This window comes from Nakamurella alba, from assembly GCF_009707545.1.
Lineage (GTDB): Bacteria > Actinomycetota > Actinomycetes > Mycobacteriales > Nakamurellaceae > Nakamurella > Nakamurella alba.
On sequence record NZ_WLYK01000001.1, the window covers coordinates 1861683 to 1877831 of the forward strand.

The 16149-nt window shown below is 72.5% G+C and carries 17 protein-coding genes; 14 read left to right on the forward strand and 3 right to left on the reverse strand.

The features are described from left to right. Positions 1 to 171 precede the first annotated feature (171 nt). The 9 genes from uvrC to GIS00_RS08390 all read left to right on the forward strand — a co-directional run bounded on the left by uvrC (position 172) and on the right by GIS00_RS08390 (position 9790). Entirely contained in the window at positions 172 to 2367 is a 2196-nt protein-coding gene (gene uvrC, locus GIS00_RS08350) for an excinuclease ABC subunit UvrC (protein ID WP_322097702.1), read from the forward strand. A gap of 121 nt (positions 2368 to 2488) precedes the next feature. After that, positions 2489 to 3340 carry an RNase adapter RapZ gene (gene rapZ / locus GIS00_RS08355; protein WP_407666804.1) on the forward strand — a complete coding sequence of 284 codons (852 nt, stop codon included), beginning with the start codon at positions 2489 to 2491 and terminating at the stop codon, positions 3338 to 3340. Continuing rightward, positions 3337 to 4293, forward strand: coding sequence for a gluconeogenesis factor YvcK family protein (locus GIS00_RS08360; protein WP_322097704.1), 957 nt, complete (start codon positions 3337 to 3339; stop codon positions 4291 to 4293). The genes rapZ and GIS00_RS08360 overlap by 4 nt, the downstream gene beginning before the upstream one ends. 133 nt (positions 4294 to 4426) lie before the next feature. Next, a complete protein-coding gene (whiA, locus tag GIS00_RS08365; RefSeq protein WP_154767686.1) occupies positions 4427 to 5440 on the forward strand; it encodes a DNA-binding protein WhiA in 1014 nt (337 codons plus the stop codon). 337 nt (positions 5441 to 5777) lie between these two features. Continuing rightward, positions 5778 to 6785 carry a type I glyceraldehyde-3-phosphate dehydrogenase gene (gene gap, locus GIS00_RS08370; RefSeq protein ID WP_322097705.1) on the forward strand — a complete coding sequence of 336 codons (1008 nt, stop codon included), beginning with the start codon at positions 5778 to 5780 and terminating at the stop codon, positions 6783 to 6785. Between the two features lie 163 nt (positions 6786 to 6948). Continuing rightward, positions 6949 to 8145: a phosphoglycerate kinase gene (locus GIS00_RS08375; protein ID WP_322097706.1), complete on the forward strand. Its 1197-nt coding sequence runs from the start codon at positions 6949 to 6951 to the stop codon at positions 8143 to 8145. A gap of 92 nt (positions 8146 to 8237) precedes the next feature. Then, positions 8238 to 9020: a triose-phosphate isomerase gene (gene tpiA, locus GIS00_RS08380; RefSeq protein WP_154767688.1), complete on the forward strand. Its 783-nt coding sequence runs from the start codon at positions 8238 to 8240 to the stop codon at positions 9018 to 9020. Positions 9021 to 9208: 188 nt separating this feature from the next. Next, a complete protein-coding gene (gene secG, locus GIS00_RS08385) occupies positions 9209 to 9442 on the forward strand; it encodes a preprotein translocase subunit SecG (RefSeq protein ID WP_154767689.1) in 234 nt (77 codons plus the stop codon). Positions 9443 to 9448: 6 nt separating this feature from the next. Next, on the forward strand, positions 9449 to 9790 hold the full coding sequence (locus GIS00_RS08390) for an RNA polymerase-binding protein RbpA (RefSeq protein WP_154767690.1): 342 nt from the start codon (positions 9449 to 9451) through the stop codon (positions 9788 to 9790). Positions 9791 to 9864: 74 nt separating this feature from the next. Here GIS00_RS08390 and GIS00_RS08395 read toward each other — a convergent pair whose 3' ends face one another. Next, complete coding sequence (locus GIS00_RS08395) at positions 9865 to 10368, reverse strand: amino-acid N-acetyltransferase (protein ID WP_322097707.1); 504 nt, start codon at positions 10366 to 10368, stop codon at positions 9865 to 9867. Positions 10369 to 10446: 78 nt separating this feature from the next. Between GIS00_RS08395 and rimO the strand changes: the two genes are divergently transcribed. The 5 genes from rimO (at position 10447) to GIS00_RS08420 (ending at position 14364) form a co-directional block, all read left to right on the forward strand. Next, positions 10447 to 11928, forward strand: coding sequence for a 30S ribosomal protein S12 methylthiotransferase RimO (gene rimO, locus GIS00_RS08400; RefSeq protein ID WP_322097708.1), 1482 nt, complete (start codon positions 10447 to 10449; stop codon positions 11926 to 11928). Continuing rightward, complete coding sequence (pgsA, locus tag GIS00_RS08405; protein ID WP_154767691.1) at positions 11928 to 12521, forward strand: CDP-diacylglycerol--glycerol-3-phosphate 3-phosphatidyltransferase; 594 nt, start codon at positions 11928 to 11930, stop codon at positions 12519 to 12521. Before rimO ends, pgsA begins: the two co-directional genes overlap by 1 nt. Next, positions 12518 to 13036: a CinA family protein gene (locus GIS00_RS08410; protein ID WP_322097709.1), complete on the forward strand. Its 519-nt coding sequence runs from the start codon at positions 12518 to 12520 to the stop codon at positions 13034 to 13036. Before pgsA ends, GIS00_RS08410 begins: the two co-directional genes overlap by 4 nt. A gap of 335 nt (positions 13037 to 13371) precedes the next feature. Next, entirely contained in the window at positions 13372 to 13731 is a 360-nt protein-coding gene (locus GIS00_RS28635) for a helix-turn-helix domain-containing protein (RefSeq protein WP_322097710.1), read from the forward strand. Between the two features lie 12 nt (positions 13732 to 13743). Further along, positions 13744 to 14364 (forward strand): hypothetical protein, encoded by a 621-nt coding sequence (locus GIS00_RS08420; RefSeq protein WP_154767692.1) that lies wholly within the window; start codon positions 13744 to 13746, stop codon positions 14362 to 14364. Positions 14365 to 14387: 23 nt separating this feature from the next. Here the strand turns inward: GIS00_RS08420 and GIS00_RS08425 are convergent, their stop codons facing one another. Both GIS00_RS08425 and GIS00_RS08430 read right to left on the reverse strand, forming a co-directional pair. Further along, positions 14388 to 15260, reverse strand: a complete 873-nt coding sequence (locus GIS00_RS08425; protein ID WP_154767693.1) for an ACT domain-containing protein — start codon at positions 15258 to 15260, stop codon at positions 14388 to 14390. Continuing rightward, positions 15257 to 16051, reverse strand: coding sequence for a thymidylate synthase (locus GIS00_RS08430; RefSeq protein WP_154767694.1), 795 nt, complete (start codon positions 16049 to 16051; stop codon positions 15257 to 15259). Before GIS00_RS08430 ends, GIS00_RS08425 begins: the two co-directional genes overlap by 4 nt. Positions 16052 to 16149 lie beyond the last annotated feature (98 nt).

Genomic DNA, 16149 nt, shown 5'->3' on the forward strand with positions numbered 1-16149 from the left:
CACCTGACCCCGGTCATGCGTCCGGTGGGGGAGCACCACACTAGACAGCGCCTGTTCCGGTCCTGTGACACCGCTGATCGGGGCGTGCCGGTCGGGCCGGGTCGCTGCGGCCGGCGGACCGCCCGCGTCGTCCCCCGTCCGGTGTCGGTCGGCTCGACTACCCTCGCCCTCGTGCCAGATCCCTCGACGTACCGGCCCGCGCCGGGCAGCATCCCGGACCAACCAGGGGTCTACAAGTTCCGCGATGCGAGCCGCCGGGTCATCTACGTCGGCAAGGCGAAGAGCCTGCGGCAGCGGTTGAACTCGTACTTCGCCGACATCGTCGGCCTGCACCCACGGACCGCGCGGATGGTCACCACCGCGGCGTCGGTCGAGTGGACCGTGGTGACCACCGAGGTCGAGGCGCTGCAGCTCGAGTACAACTGGATCAAGGAGTTCGACCCGCGGTTCAACGTCCGGTACCGGGACGACAAGTCCTACCCGGAGCTGGCGGTCACCGTCGGCGAGGAGTTCCCGCGGCTGCAGGTGATGCGCGGGCCGCACCGCAAGGGCGTCCGCTACTTCGGTCCGTACGCCCACGCCTGGGCGATCCGGGAGACCCTCGACCTCCTGCTGAGGGTGTTCCCGGCCCGGACCTGCTCGGCCGGCGTGTTCAAGCGCTCGCAGCAGATCGGCCGGCCCTGCCTGCTGGGCTACATCGGCAAGTGCTCGGCGCCCTGCACCGGTGCGGTCAGCCCCGAGCAGCACCGCGAGATCGTCGACTCCTTCTGCGATTTCATGGCGGGCAAGGCCGACCCGATGATCCGCAAGCTGGAGAAGGAGATGGCCGGCGCCTCCGCAGAGCTGGACTTCGAGCGGGCCGCCCGGCTGCGGGACGACCTCGGCGCCATCCGGCGGGCGGTGGAGAAGCAGGCGGTGGTGTTCGGCGACGGCACCGATGCGGACGTCGTCGGCATCAAGGCCGACGAACTGCTGGCCAGCGTGCAGGTCTTCCACGTCCGCGGCGGCCGGGTCCGCGGCCAGCGGGGCTGGATCGTCGACGTCGACGAGGAGACGGCCGCCGGTCTCGAGCGCGACGAGGTGACCGGTGCGCAGGTGAGTGCGGCCGACTCGGCGCAGTCCGAGGGCGCCGCCCGGCTGGTGGAGAACTTCCTGCTGCAGTTCTACGGACGCAGGGTGCTCGACGACCCGTCGGCCGGCCGCAGCGCCGTGCCGCGGGAGATCCTGGTGCCGGTGCTGCCGGCCGATGCCGACGGCGTCGCCGAGTGGCTGTCCGGCCTGCGCGGGTCCCGGGTGTCGCTCCGGGTGGCGCAGCGCGGGGACAAGCGCGCGCTGGCCGAGACGGTGGAGCGCAACGCCGCCGAGGCACTGGCGCAGCACCGGCTGAAGCGGGCCAGCGACCTGACCGCACGGTCCGCCGCGCTGTCCGAGGTGGCCTCGACGCTGGGCATGGACACCGCTCCGCTGCGGATCGAGTGCATCGACATCTCGCACGTCCAGGGCACCGACGTGGTCGCCTCGCTGGTGGTCTTCGAGGACGGTCTGGCCAAGCGGAGCGACTACCGCAAGTTCGCCATCCGCGACCGCCCGGGCGACGACGTCGCCTCGATCGCCGAGGTGGTGCGGCGCCGTTTCTCGCACGGCCGCGCCACCCCGCCACCGGAGGACGCCCCGCCACCGGACGAGCCGGACACCGTGGCAGCACAGCAGGCCGAGCAGCAGCCCGAGCACCGGCCGGGCATCGACCCGGACACCGGCCGGGTCCGCCGGTTCGCCTACCCGCCGCAGCTGCTGGTGGTCGACGGCGGCGCACCGCAGGTGAACGCGGCGGCGGCGGTGCTGACCGATCTGGGGATCGCCGACGTGACGGTGTGCGGGCTGGCGAAGCGGCTGGAGGAGGTCTGGTTGCCCGGCCAGGACGACCCGGTGATCTTCCCGCGGACCAGCGAGGCGCTGTACCTGTTGCAGCGGCTGCGCGACGAGGCGCACCGGTTCGCCATCACCTACCACCGCAGCAAGCGGTCGAAGTCGATGATCGTCTCGGCGCTGGACGGGATCCCGGGGCTGGGCCAGACCCGGCGTTCGGCCCTGCTGCAGCACTTCGGGTCGGTGACCGAACTGCGCAAGGCCACCGTGGACCAGATCGCGGAGGTGCCGGGGTTCGGTGCCCGCACAGCGGCGACCGTGCACGGCGCGCTGCATGCCGAGGACGCACCGCCCGCCGACACCACGCCCTCCGACACCACGGCCGCCGGCGTCACGGCCGCCGGGGCCACCGCGGGCGACGGGGAGCCGGGGGAACATCCGGCTGCGGACGACGTCGCGGCCGTTCAGGAGGAGACGCACCATGTCGCCAGTTCCGCCTGAGGCCGTACCTTCGGGGCCGGGCCAGGATCCCGGCACGCGCTCCGTGGCGGATCCGGACGTCGGCGCCGGCGAGCACGCCGACGGCGGGCGGGCGACCGGTGACCGCACCGACCTCACGGGTATCGAGGTGGCGATCGTCTCCGGGCTGTCCGGTGCCGGCCGGTCGACGGCGGCGAAGTGCCTCGAGGACTCCGGCTGGTTCGTGGTCGACAACCTCCCGCCGAACCTGATCGCCACCATGGTCGACCTGGGGGCGGGGGCCAGCGGCCGGGTGACCCGGATGGCAGTGGTGCTCGACGTCCGGTCCCGGGCGTTCACCGAGGACCTCGCGTCGGTGATCAAGGACCTGGACGCCCGGGGCTACCGCCCGCGGCTGCTGTTCCTGGAGGCCAGCGACGCCACCCTGATCCGGCGGTACGAGGCCAACCGGCGGGAGCATCCGCTGCAGGGCGGCGGCCGGCTGGTCGACGGTCTCGCCGCCGAGCGCACCCTGCTGGAAGGGCTGCGCCGTGAGGCCGACGTCATCATCGACACCAGCAACCTGTCCGTGCACCAGCTGCGGGCCGAGATCGAGCGCAGCTTCGCCGAGGGCCCGCGCCGCTCCTCGCTCACGGTGCTGAGCTTCGGCTACAAGTACGGGCTGCCGCTGGACGCGGACCTGGTGGTCGACATGCGGTTCCTGCCCAACCCGTTCTGGATCCCCGAGCTGCGCGACCTGACCGGGCGGGACCCGGCGGTCCGCGACTACGTGCTGTCGCAGGAGGGCGCGGCCGAGTTCCTCGACCGCTACACCGGTCTGCTCGACCTGGTGGGTGGCGGGTTCCGGCGCGAGGGCAAGCGCTACCTGACCCTGGCCGTCGGCTGCACCGGCGGGAAGCACCGCTCGGTCGCGGTCGCCGAGGAGCTCGCCCGCAGGCTCGGCTCCGACACGCTGTCGGTGCGGGTCGCGCACCGCGACCTGGGGCGCGAGTGAGCACCACGACACCGCCGGCCCGGGTGGTCGCCCTGGGCGGCGGTCACGGTCTGCACGCGATGCTCGGTGCGCTGGCCCTGCTCGACGACGTCGACATCACCGCCGTCGTGACGGTGGCCGACGACGGCGGCTCGTCCGGCCGGCTGCGCCGCGAGGTGCCGGGCATCGTGCCGCCGGGGGACCTGCGGATGGCGCTGGCCGCCCTCGCCGCCCCGGACGACCGCGGCGAGCTCTGGGCCCGGACCTTCCAGCACCGGTTCACCGGCGAGGGTGCGCTGACCGGGCACCCGGTCGGCAACCTCCTGCTGGTCGGGCTGACCCAGGTGCTCGGCGACCCGGTCGCCGCACTGGACGCCGCCGGGGCGCTGCTGGGCGCGCGCGGCCGCGTGCTGCCGATGTCCACCGTGCCGCTGGAGATCGTGGCCGACGTGGCCGGGGTCGACGCGGACCCGCGGGACGTCCGGCGGATCCGCGGTCAGGTCGCTGTCGCCTCGACGCCCGGACGCGTCCGGTCGGTGGCCGTCGAACCGGCCGACGCGGAGGTCTGCCCGGCGGCGGCCGACGCCATCGCCGCGGCGGACCTGGTGATCCTCGGCCCGGGATCCTGGTTCACCAGCGTGCTGCCGCACCTGTTGCTGCCGGGTCTGCGACTGGCCCTGGAGAAGACCGGGGCGCACCGGCTGGTGGTGCTGAACCTGGCACCGCAGCCGGGGGAGACCGAGGGGTTCTCGCCGGAGCAGCACCTGGACGTACTCTCAGCACACGCTCCGACGTTCCGGATCGACACCGTGCTGGCCGACACCGACGCGGTGGCCCTGCCCGGGCGGCTGTCCGCCGCGGCGGGGGACAGGGGTGCCCGGCTGGACCTGGCAGGCATCGCCGTGCCCGGTGCGCCGCGCCACGATCCACCCGCACTGGCCCGTGCTCTCCGGCGGGTGCTCGACCGGCTCTGACCAGCAGGGACGGTCCGGCCCGGCAGGGAGCCCAGCACCACCCGAACACCGCCGGTCCCGGACCGGCACACACCGAACACGAGGCGCCGACGGGCGCGATGCACGCAGCGAGAACTGAGGAGATGGTGCCCGGATGGCGATGACGGCCGCGGTCAAGGACGAGCTCAGCCGGGTCGTGGTCACCAAGGTGTCGGCGCGCAAGGCGGAGGTGTCGACGCTGCTGCGGTTCGCCGGCGGCCTGCACATCGTCGGCGGCCGGGTGGTCGTCGAGGCCGAACTGGACACCGGGGTGACCGCGCGGCGGCTCAGCAAGGAGATCGGTGAGCTCTACGGCCGGTCCGCCGAGGTGCACGTGCTCGCGCCGTCCGGGATCCGCAAGGGCGCCCGCTACCTGGTCCGTGTGGTGGCGGGCGGCGACCAGCTGGCCCGGCAGACCGGCCTGCTGGACCAGCGCGGGCGTCCGGTCCGCGGCCTGCCCGCACAGATCGTGGCCGGCTCCCTCTCCGATGCCGAGGCCGCCTGGCGCGGCGCGTTCCTGGCCCACGGATCGCTCACCGAACCGGGTCGCAGTGCATCCCTGGAGATCACCTGCCCCGGACCGGAGGCCGCATTCGCCCTCGTCGGCGCCGCCCGCCGACTCGGCGTGCAGAGCAAGGCACGGGAGGTCCGCGGTGCGGACCGGGTGGTGGTCCGGGACGGCGACGCCATCGCGGCCCTGCTCACCCGGATCGGCGCGCACACCTCGGTGCTGGCCTGGGAGGAACGCCGGTTGCGCCGCGAGGTGCGGGCGACCGCGAACCGGCTGGCCAATTTCGACGACGCGAACCTGCGCCGGTCGGCCCGTGCCGCCGTGGCCGCCAAGGCCCGGGTGGAGCGCGCGCTGGAGATCCTCGCCGACGAGGCGCCGGACCACCTGATGGAGGCCGGCCGGCTGCGCATCGCGCACGGCCAGGCGTCGCTGGAGGAACTGGGCCAGCTGGCGGTGCCGCCGATGACCAAGGACGCCATCGCCGGCCGGATCCGGCGGCTGCTGACCATGGCCGACAAGCGCGCCGCGGACGAGGGCATCCCGGACACCGAGTCCGCCGTGACCCCGGAGCTGCTGGCCGCCGAGGACAACGAGCCGGGCGACGAGCAGCCCTCCTGAGATCGGGTCGCGGACCAGCGGCCGTCGCCCGACGCGACGCGACGGTCCGGACGAGGCGGGGCAGGTCGCAGCCGGGCGTCCGGCGGGTGTCCGACCGGCGCTGTTCCGGTGCCGATCCGGTGTCCGGTTCGTACCGGCGGAAGCCGCTGACCTGCCCGGCTGCGAACCGGCATGTGTCGCGGGCTACAGTGGGCGCGACCGGACCCGACGACGTGCTCGGTCTTTCTGGATCGATACGGTGGCATCAAGGGCGAGCTCGCCGAGCCCAGCCCGGAGGCCACTTCCACCAGCCGGTGCCCACGGAGTGTGGGCCACCACAGACGAAGGGCAAAGCCACGTGACTGTGCGCGTCGGAGTGAACGGATTCGGCCGGATCGGACGCAACTTCTGGCGGGCCGTCGACTCGCTGGACCACGACATCGAGATCGTCGCGATCAACGACCTGACGGACACCAAGACCCTCGCCCACCTGCTCAAGTACGACACCACCATGGGCGTGCTGCCGTACACCGTGACCTCCGGCGAGGGCGTCATCTCGGTGGACGGCAAGGACATCAAGGTGATGTCCGACCGCGACCCGGGCGCACTGCCCTGGGGCGACCTCGGCGTCGACGTCGTCATCGAGTCGACCGGCTTCTTCACCAGCGCCGAGACCGCGGGCAAGCACCTGACCGGTGGCGCCAAGAAGGTCATCATCTCGGCCCCGGCCACCGGTGAGGACCTCACCGTCGTGCTGGGCGTCAACGACTCCGTCTACGACGGCAGCCAGACGATCCTGTCGAACGCCTCCTGCACCACCAACTCGGTGGCGCCGATGGCCAAGGTGCTCAACGACACCTTCGGCATCGTCAAGGGCCTGATGACGACCGTGCACGCGTACACCAACGACCAGGTGACGCTGGACTTCCCGCACAAGGACCTGCGCCGGGCCCGCACCGCCGCGCAGAACATCATCCCGACCTCCACCGGTGCCGCGAAGGCCACCGCGCTGGTGCTGCCGGAGCTCAAGGGCAAGCTGCACGGGACCTCGCTGCGGGTGCCGGTGCCGGACGGCTCGGTCACCGACCTCACCATCGAGCTCGCCAAGAGCGTGACCGTGGACGACGTCAACGACGCGTTCAAGGCCGCCGCGACCGAGGGCCCGCTGGCGCCGTACATGGTCTACTCGACCGACCCGATCGTGTCCTCGGACATCGTCGGTTCCCCGGCCTCGGTGACCTTCGACTCGCCGCTGACCATGGTCCTCGCCGACAACATGGTGAAGGTCTTCGGCTGGTACGACAACGAGTGGGGCTACTCGAACCGCCTCGCGGACTTCACCGCGCTGGTCGCCTCGAAGCTCTGACCGCGCGCTGAACAAGCACTGATGCGTCGCGGGTGGCGCCGGTCCCGAACGGGACGGCACCACCCGCGACGCATGTCCGGGTCCGGCCACCGCAGGACCGGACCCGGCCTCCGGGCCCGGACGGCCCACTCCCTCCTCCCGACGCCGTAGGAGCACACCGAACGTGAACACCCTCGACGACCTGCTCGCCGCCGGGATCAGCGGCCGCACGGTCCTGGTCCGCGCCGACCTGAACGTGCCGCTGGACGGCGCGACCATCACCGACGACGGCCGGATCCGCGCGTCGCTGCCCACCCTGCAGGCGCTGGCCGGCGCCGGCGCCAAGGTGGTCGTCACCGCGCACCTGGGCCGCCCGAAGGGCGCCCCGGAGGAGAAGTACTCGCTGGCACCGGTCGCCGCCCGGCTGACCGAGCTGTTCGACGGGACCGTCGCGTTCGCCACCGACCTGGTCGGGGAGTCTGCCCACGCCGTGGTCGGCGGGCTGGCCGACGGTTCGCTCGCGCTGCTGGAGAACGTGCGCTTCGACGCCCGGGAGACCAGCAAGGACGCCGCCGAGCGCGGCGAGCTGGCCGACGCGCTGGTCGCACTCGTCGGCCCCGACGCCGCCTTCGTCAGCGACGGCTTCGGCGTGGTCCACCGCAAGCAGGCCTCCGTCTACGACGTCGCCGAGCGGCTGCCGCACTACGCCGGTTACCTGGTGTCCGCGGAGACCGCCGTGCTGCGCAAGCTCACCGACGCCCCGGACCGGCCCTATGTCGTGGTGCTCGGCGGCTCGAAGGTGTCGGACAAGCTCGGCGTCATCACCTCGCTGCTGCCGCAGGTCGACCAGCTGCTGATCGGCGGCGGGATGGCCTACACCTTCCTGGCCGCCCAGGGCCACGGCGTCGGCACCTCGCTGCTGCAGGCCGACCAGGTCGACACCTGCCGCGCGCTGCTCGAGGGCAACGCCGACAAGATCGTGCTGCCCACCGACGTCGTCATCGCCGACGCCTTCGCCGCGGACGCGAACAGCCAGGTCGTCGCCGCCGACGCCATCCCGGACGGCTGGATGGGCCTGGACATCGGCCCCGATTCCCGGGCCGCGTTCTCGGCCGTCGTGTCGGCCGCCGGCACCGTCTTCTGGAACGGCCCGGTCGGCGTCTTCGAGATGCCGGCGTTCGCCGAGGGCACCCGCGCGGTGGCCGAGGCCATCGCCGCCGCACCGTCCTTCTCCGTGGTCGGGGGTGGCGACTCCGCCGCCGCCGTCCGCACGCTCGGGGTGGACGAGGCCGGCTTCACCCACATCTCCACCGGCGGCGGCGCCTCGCTGGAGTACCTCGAGGGCAAGGAACTCCCCGGCCTGTCCGTCCTCGGCTCCTGACGACCGCCGACGCGTCCTGACGCCCGGTCACCGCACCGGCTACCCAGTCCCGCATCCGCACCCGCACCTGCCCGACCCGGAGGTCGAACCACATGTCCCGCACGTTGCTCATCGCCGGCAACTGGAAGATGAACCTCAACCACCTCGAGGCCATCGCCCTGACCCAGAAGATCGTCTTCACCCTGCCGGAGAAGTACCTGGACAAGGTCGAGGTCGCGGTCATCCCGCCGTTCACCGACCTGCGGTCGGTGCAGACCCTGGTCGACGGCGACAAGCTGAAGGTCGTCTACGGCGCGCAGGACCTGTCCGCGCACGACTCCGGCGCCTACACCGGTGAGATCTCCGGCTCGATGCTGGCCAAGCTCGGCTGCACCTACGTGCTGGTCGGCCACTCGGAGCGGCGCGAGTACCACGCCGAGACCGACGAGCTGCTGGCCCGCAAGGTTGATGCCGCGTACCGGCACGGACTCGTCCCGCTGCTCTGCGTGGGCGAGGGCCTGGAGGTCCGCGAGGCCGGCGACCAGGTGTCGCACTCGGTGAACCAGCTGCTGGCCGCGCTGGTCAACGTCACCCCCGAGCAGGCCGCGTCGCTGGTGCTGGCCTACGAGCCGGTCTGGGCGATCGGCACCGGCCGGGTCGCCACCCCGGCCGACGCGCAGGAGGTGTGCGGTGCACTCCGGGCCGCCCTCGCCGAGAAGTACGGCACCGAGATCGCCGACGGCACCCGGATCCTCTACGGCGGCTCGGTGAAGTCCGGCAACGTGGCCGAGATCGTCGCCCAGCCCGACGTCGACGGGGCCCTGGTCGGCGGCGCCTCGCTGGACGGCGCGGAGTTCGCGTCGCTGGTCGCCAACTCGGTGGGCATCCTGCCGTGACCGGCTGCAGGCACCGGGTGCTCCCGCTGCGCCCGGTGCAGGCCTCCCGGGTGCCGGGCGGCGGACGGCGGTCCCGTCCTGCCGGTGGTGACCGGCGTCATGCCCTAGACTCGGTGACCGCACCGTCCCCGGTCGCCCGGGTCGCCTGCCGTCCGACCGTTCACCGTCTGCACGTCCGATAGGTCCCGATGAAACTGTTCCTCGACATCCTGCTCATCGTCACCAGCATCGCGCTGATGGCGCTGATCCTGCTGCACCGCGGCAAGGGTGGCGGCCTGTCGTCCATGTTCGGCGGTTCGATGCAGTCGTCGCTGTCCGGGTCCTCCGTGGTGGAGCGCAACCTGGACCGGCTGACCCTGTTCGTCGCGTTGATCTGGGTCATCTCGATCATCGGTATCGGCCTGCTGCTCAAGGTCGGCTGACCGGTCATGGCCGCCGGCAATCCGATCCGTGGCTCCCGGGTGGGGGCCGGCCGGATGGGCGAGGCGGACCGGGGTGAGCTCGCCCCGCGCCGGCGCCTCGAGTTCTTCTGCGCGAACGGCCACACCACCAGGGTGTCCTTCGCCGCCGAGGCCGAGGTACCGGACCACTGGGACTGCCCGACCTGCGGCCTGCCCGGCGGCCGGGACGCGGCCACCCCGCCGCCGGCCCCGCGCAACGAGCCCTACAAGACACACCTCGCCTACGTGAAGGAACGCCGCACCGACGAGGACGGCGAGGCCCTGCTGGCGGAGGCCCTGGCCAAGCTGGCCGAGCGCCGCGGGCGGTAGCACCGGTCGACCCGGCTGATCGCCCGGGTCACGGGCCGGGGCGGGTTCCACCGCGATCGCCCCGACGGGGCACCTCAGAGTGCGCGCAGCATCCGGGTGTTGCCCAGGGTGTTCGGCTTCACGTACGGCAGGTCCAGGAACTCGGCGACGCCGGCGTCGTAGGACCGGCGGAGCTCGGAACGGGCCTGCGCGGTGAGATCCAGCTCGGCGATCGGCGCGAACCCCAGGCCGGCGAAGAAGGACACCTCGAAGGTCAGCACGAAGAGCCGGGTGAGGTCCATGCGGCGGGCCTCGTCGATGACCGCCTCGCAGAGCGCCCGGCCGATCCCGCGCCCGCGCACGGCGGGATCGGTGGCCACGGTGCGGATCTCACCCAGGTCCTCCCAGAGCACGTGCAGCGCACCGCAGCTCATCACCTCGCCGCGGAACTCGGCCACCCAGAACTCGGTGACGTCCTCGAAGAGGTTCGCCAGCGTCTTCTCCAGCAGGATCGGGCCGGCGTAGAAGTCCACCAGCTGCTTGATCCGCCGCACGTCGCCGACCCTGGCCCGCCGGACCAGCGGGATGTCGGGGTTCACTGCGCACTCACGAGCCGCAACGTTAGGGCATGCCCGTGTCGGCAGTGGCACCCTTTCCGGACCGTTAGGCTCCTACCTGTGAGTTCCGCGCCGTCCGTCTCGTTGGTGACGCTCGGGTGTGCGCGCAACGAGGTCGACTCCTCCGAGATCGCGGGCCGGCTCGCCGGTGGCGGGTACCGGTTGGTCGAGGAGGGCGCTCCCGCCGACCTCGTCGTGGTGAACACCTGTGCCTTCGTCGCCAGCGCCAAGAAGGACTCCATCGACACCCTGCTGGCCGCCGCCGACACCGGCGCGAAGGTCGTCGCCGTCGGCTGCCTCGCCGAGCGCTACGGCAAGGAGTTGGCCGAGGCCCTGCCGGAGGCCGACGCCGTCCTCGGCTTCGACGCCTATCCCGAGCTCGGCGCGCTGCTGGAGGACGTGCTGGACGGGCACCGCCCGGCCTCGCACACCCCGGTCGACCGCCGGACCCTGCTGCCGATCTCACCGGTGAACCGGCCGGCCGCCGCGACCGCCGTCTCCGTCCCGGGGCACGCCGCCGGCGGACGGGCACCGGGCGGGCACGCACCGTCCGGCACCGCCGCCGGGCCGCTGCTCACCCGCAAGCTGCTGCACGCCGGTCCGGTGGCTCCGCTCAAGATCGCCTCCGGCTGCGACCGGCGCTGCACCTTCTGCGCGATCCCGGCCTTCCGCGGCAGCTTCGTCTCCCGCCCGGCGGCCGACATCGTCGCTGAGGCGCACTGGCTGGCCGGTCAGGGTGTCCGGGAGATCGTCCTGGTCAGCGAGAACTCCACCTCCTACGGCAAGGACCTGCGCGAGGACCGGCCGCTGGAGCGGCTGCTGGTCGAGCTGGCAGGCGTCCCGGGGATCATCCGCACCCGGCTCAGCTACCTGCAGCCCGCCGAGACCCGGCCGGGCCTGGTCACCACGCTGGCCACCACCCCCGGGATCGCCGCCTACTACGACATGTCCTTCCAGCACGCGTCCGAGCCGCTGCTGCGCCGGATGAAGCGGTTCGGCTCCCGCGAGTCCTTCCTGGAGCTGACCCGGAGCATCCGGGCGCAGGCACCGGAGGCCGGGATTCGGTCCAACGTGATCGTCGGGTTCCCGGGGGAGTCCGAGCACGACCTGGCCGAGCTGGAGGCGTTCCTGGTCGGCGCCCGGATGGACGCCGTCGGCGTGTTCGGCTACTCCGACGAGGACGGCACCGCGGCCGTCGACCTGGACGGGCACCTGGATCAGGACGTCGTCGACGAGCGGGTCGAGCGGATCACCGCGCTGGTCGAGGAGCTGACCGCCCAGCGGGCCGAGGAGCGCATCGGCTCCGAGCTGCTGGTGCTGGTCGACGACCTCTCCGACGGCGTGGTCGGCCGCGGCGAGCACCAGGCACCGGAGGTCGACGGCGCCACCACGCTGCTGGACGCCGACGGGATCGCCCTCGGCGACCTGGTCCGGGCCCGCGTGGTCGGGACCGACGGCATCGACCTGGTCGCCGAGCCGCTGGAGGTGCTGCCGGCACCGTCGGTGGACCCGGACCGGCTGCGCGCGGGAGTGGCCGGCTGATGGTCGAGCAGCCGCCGCGGGTCTCACTGGTGAACCTGCCGAACGCGCTCACGGTGCTGCGCCTGATCCTCGTCCCCGTCTTCCTGCTGGCCCTCTTCGCCGAGGGCGGGCACGACGCGGTCTGGCGGTGGACCGCCTTCCTGGTCTTCGCGGCGGCAGCGATCACCGACCGGTTCGACGGCCACATCGCCCGCAAGCGCGGGCAGGTCACCGACTTCGGCAAGATCGCCGACCCGATGGCAGACAAGGCCCTCACCGGGTCGGCGCTCGTCGGGTTGTCCATGCTCGGCGACCTGCCGTGGTGGATCACCGTCACCGTCCTGGTCCGCGAGGTCGGCATCACCCTGCTGCGGTTCGCGGTCATCCGGTACGGCGTCATCGCGGCCAGCCCCGGCGGCAAGGCCAAGACCCTGCTGCAGATCGTCGCCATCGGGCTGTACGTGATGCCGCTGCCGGACATGCTCGACGTCGTCCGGATGGTGGTCCTCTGGGTCGCTGTCGCACTCACCGTGCTGACCGGGCTCGACTACCTGGCCCGCGCCGCGTCGCTGGTGTCCCGATCCCGGGACCGCGGGGCGGCCGACCGCCCGTGACCGGCAGGCCCGCTGCCGCACCCGGTTCCGACCCGGAGCTGCCGGCCCGGGTGATCCGGGCGTTGGCCGGCCGCCGGCTCACCGTTGCCACCGCCGAATCGCTGACCGGCGGGCTGCTGGCCGCCACCCTCACCGAGGTGCCCGGCGCGTCGGCGGTCGTCCGCGGCGGTCTGGTGGTCTACGCCACCGATCTGAAGGCGACGCTGGCCGGGGTGGACCGCGAACTGCTGGACCGCGTCGGCCCGGTCGACCCGGAGGTGGGACGGGCACTGGCGGCCGGCGCCCGCGAGCGGTGCGGCGCGGACCTGGGCATCGGGCTGACCGGGGTGGCCGGTCCGGACCCGCAGGGCGGTCACCCGGTCGGCACCTGTCACATCGCGCTCGACGGCCCCGTCCCGGCCCTGACCTCGCTCGGCCCGGCCGACTTCGCCGCACCGGTGTCCCGGGCCGCTGTCCGTGCTGCCTGCGTGACGGCGGCGCTGGACCTGTTGCTGCGCAGCGTCACCGAGCTCTGACCCCCGGGCCTGCCCCGACCGACCGCGCACATCCGACGCGCCGCACCGGAGCCGGATCCGGGACGCCCCGGGTTCGCCCTCGGCGAACGAGCCCTCTCCGGGGCCGTCGCCCGGCCGGAGTAGCGTGGAAGGGGCCAGGCACGGGCGCCACCGACCGGACCGGGCACCGGAAGCGGATCCGCCCCACGAACCGAGCACCGCGCAGTGCACCCGCACGAGCACTGCAACAGCGAGGCAACGGGAAGGCAATCTGCGAAAGGCACCCTTGGAAGTGTTCGGCCGGTGGAATTGTTGTCAGAAGCAGACCAGGTGGACCGAGTGGGAGGAGGTGCGACGTGCTGCTGCGTAATGCACTGGGCGAGACCCTGCGCGACGCCCGTACCAATCAGAACCGCACTCTGCGGGATGTGTCGACTGCGGCCAACGTGTCGCTGGGCTACCTCTCCGAGGTCGAGCGGGGCCGCAAGGAAGCCTCGAGCGAGTTGCTCGCGTCGATCTGCGACGCCTTGGATCTCGATCTGTCCGAGGTGCTCTCGACGGTGAGCACGGCGATGCGGAACGAGTCGGCGCTGGCGGCGAAGGTCGCGGCGAACTCCGCACGGGCGAAGGCCGCGGGAGCCCCGGAGAGCCGTCAGCTGGGCGACCTGCGGATCGTGCTGCCGTACCCGGGCCGTCAGGAAGCCACCGTCGTCTGATCTCATCGACCGGTGGACGAGCGCACAGGGCAGTCCGGCGGGTCCGGGTCACCGGCCGCTCCGGGTGAGCACGACGAGCTGACCGCCGATCAGCGGGAGGACGCCGACCGGCATCTGCGGCACCAGTTGCGGCGTCGTGACCTGCCGCTGTCGCTGGCCGAGCGCGCCTCGCTGCTCAAGGAGCGGCTGTACGGCGACTTCGCCTGCCTGAGCAGTCTGCTGGTGCTGAGCCAGCACACCGACGAGTCCGACGGCTGGTCGGCGCTGCTGGACCTCGGGATCACGCTGGTCAGCCTCTACTTCGCGAACCTGGTGGCCGAGTACGTCGCCCATCTCGGGGTGCACGGCGTGCCGCCGCACCGGGCCGAGGTGCTGAAGATGACCCGGGCCGCCTCGCAGATCGTGTCCGCCGGGTTCGTCCCGGCGATCCTGCTCGTCCTGGCCGGGGCCGGGGTCATCCGGTTCCCGGTCGCGCTGCACGCCAGCATCTGGGTACTGGTGGTCTCGCTCGGCGTCTTCGCGCTGCTGACCGCCCGGCACACCCGGCTCGGCTTCCTCGGCCGCACGGTGCTCGTGCTCGTCGTCCTCGGGCTCGGTGTGCTCGCCGTGCTGCTCAAGTACCTGGCCCACTGACCTGGGTGGCCCGACCCCCCGGCTCAGGCGGTGTGGGCCAGCGCCGCCAGCACGGACAGCGCCTCGTCGGCGCGGTCCGCGGGCACGAACAGGTGGTCGTGGAAGTACCCGGCGATCACGTTGCAGGGCAGGGCGTGCCGGGCCAGCGCACCTGCCACCGCGGCGGTCAGGCCGACGGCATCGAGGTCGGAGTGCACCTGCAGCGAGATCCACGCCTGCGGGCCGACCCCGGCCAGCCCGGCAGCCGCGGCGTCGGCAACCGTCAGCACCAGCGTGGTGCCCTCCGCCTCCCGCACGGTGGCGACTGCGGACAGTCCCGCCGGGACATCTGTTCCCGGCGCCACCGTGCAGAACAGCACGTCGTCGGGGCGGCGCACCGGGGACATCCCGTGCAGCAGCGCCTGCAGGTCGGTCAGCGCCGGCGGGCGCCGGCGGTAGGTGGTGAACCGGAGCTCCGGTCCGGCGTCGAGTTCCGCCACCGGCTCCCACTCCGCCGGACCGATCTCCGGGAACCGGGTGTCACCGGCAACCGTGCGGTCGATGTGGGTGATCTCCAGGACATCGGCGAGCGGTAGTGCCTGGGCGTAGATGTCGCCCCCGCCGACGACCATCACGTCGTCGCTGCCACCGGCCCGCGCCAGCTCGAGTGCCTCGCCCAGCGAGTGCGCGACCTCGACACCGTCGGCGGCCCAGTCCCCGTCGCGGGTGACCACGATGGACCGGCGGCCGGGCAGCGGCCGACCGATCGACTCGAAGGTGCGGCGCCCCATGATCATCGGCCGGCCCATGGTCAGCGCCTTGAACCGGCGCAGGTCCTCCGGCAGGTGCCACGGCATCCCGCCGTCGGCCCCGATCACCCCGCCGTGGGCGACCGCGGCGACGAGCGTGATCGTCATACCGCGATCGGGGCCTTGATCAACGGGTGCGGGTCGTAGCCCAGCACCTCGATGTCCTCGTAGGTGAAGCCGTCGATCTCGGTGACCGCCGGGTTGAGCCGCAGCACCGGCAGTGTCCGCGGCTCCCGGGTCAGCTGCAGCCGCGCCTGCTCGAGATGGTTGGAGTAGAGGTGCGCATCCCCCAGGGTGTGCACGAAGTCGCCCGGCTGAAGCCCGACCACCTGCGCCACCATCGCGGTGAGCAGGGCGTAGGAGGCGATGTTGAACGGGACCCCGAGGAAGACGTCGGCCGAGCGCTGGTAGAGCTGGCAGGACAGCCGGCCCTCCGCGACGTAGAACTGGAACATGGTGTGGCACGGGGGGAGTGCCATCTCGCCGACCTCGGCCACGTTCCAGGCCGACACGATGTGCCGTCGGGAGTCGGGGTTGCCGCGCAGCGACTCGAGGACGCCGGCGATCTGGTCGATGTGCGAGCCGTCGGGCGCCGGCCAGGACCGCCACTGGTGGCCGTAGACCGGGCCGAGTTCGCCCTCGGCGTCTGCCCATTCGTCCCAGATGCTGACCCCGCGCTCCTGCAGCCAGCGCACGTTCGTCGACCCCTGGAGGAACCAGAGCAGCTCCACCACCACCGAGCGCAGGTGGATCTTCTTGGTCGTCACCAGCGGGAAACCCTCGGAGAGGTCGAACCGCATCTGGTGGCCGAAGATGCTGCGCGTCCCGGTCCCGGTGCGATCCTCCTTGTCCACGCCGGTGGTGAGGATCTTGTCCAGGAGATCCAGGTACTGCTGCATGGGCCCATGCTAAACGGGCGGGCAGTGCTCATCGGGGAGCACGTGCCCATGGCAGGTGGCGGATCGGCAGGGAGCCTGGCCCCACCCCCGCGACACCA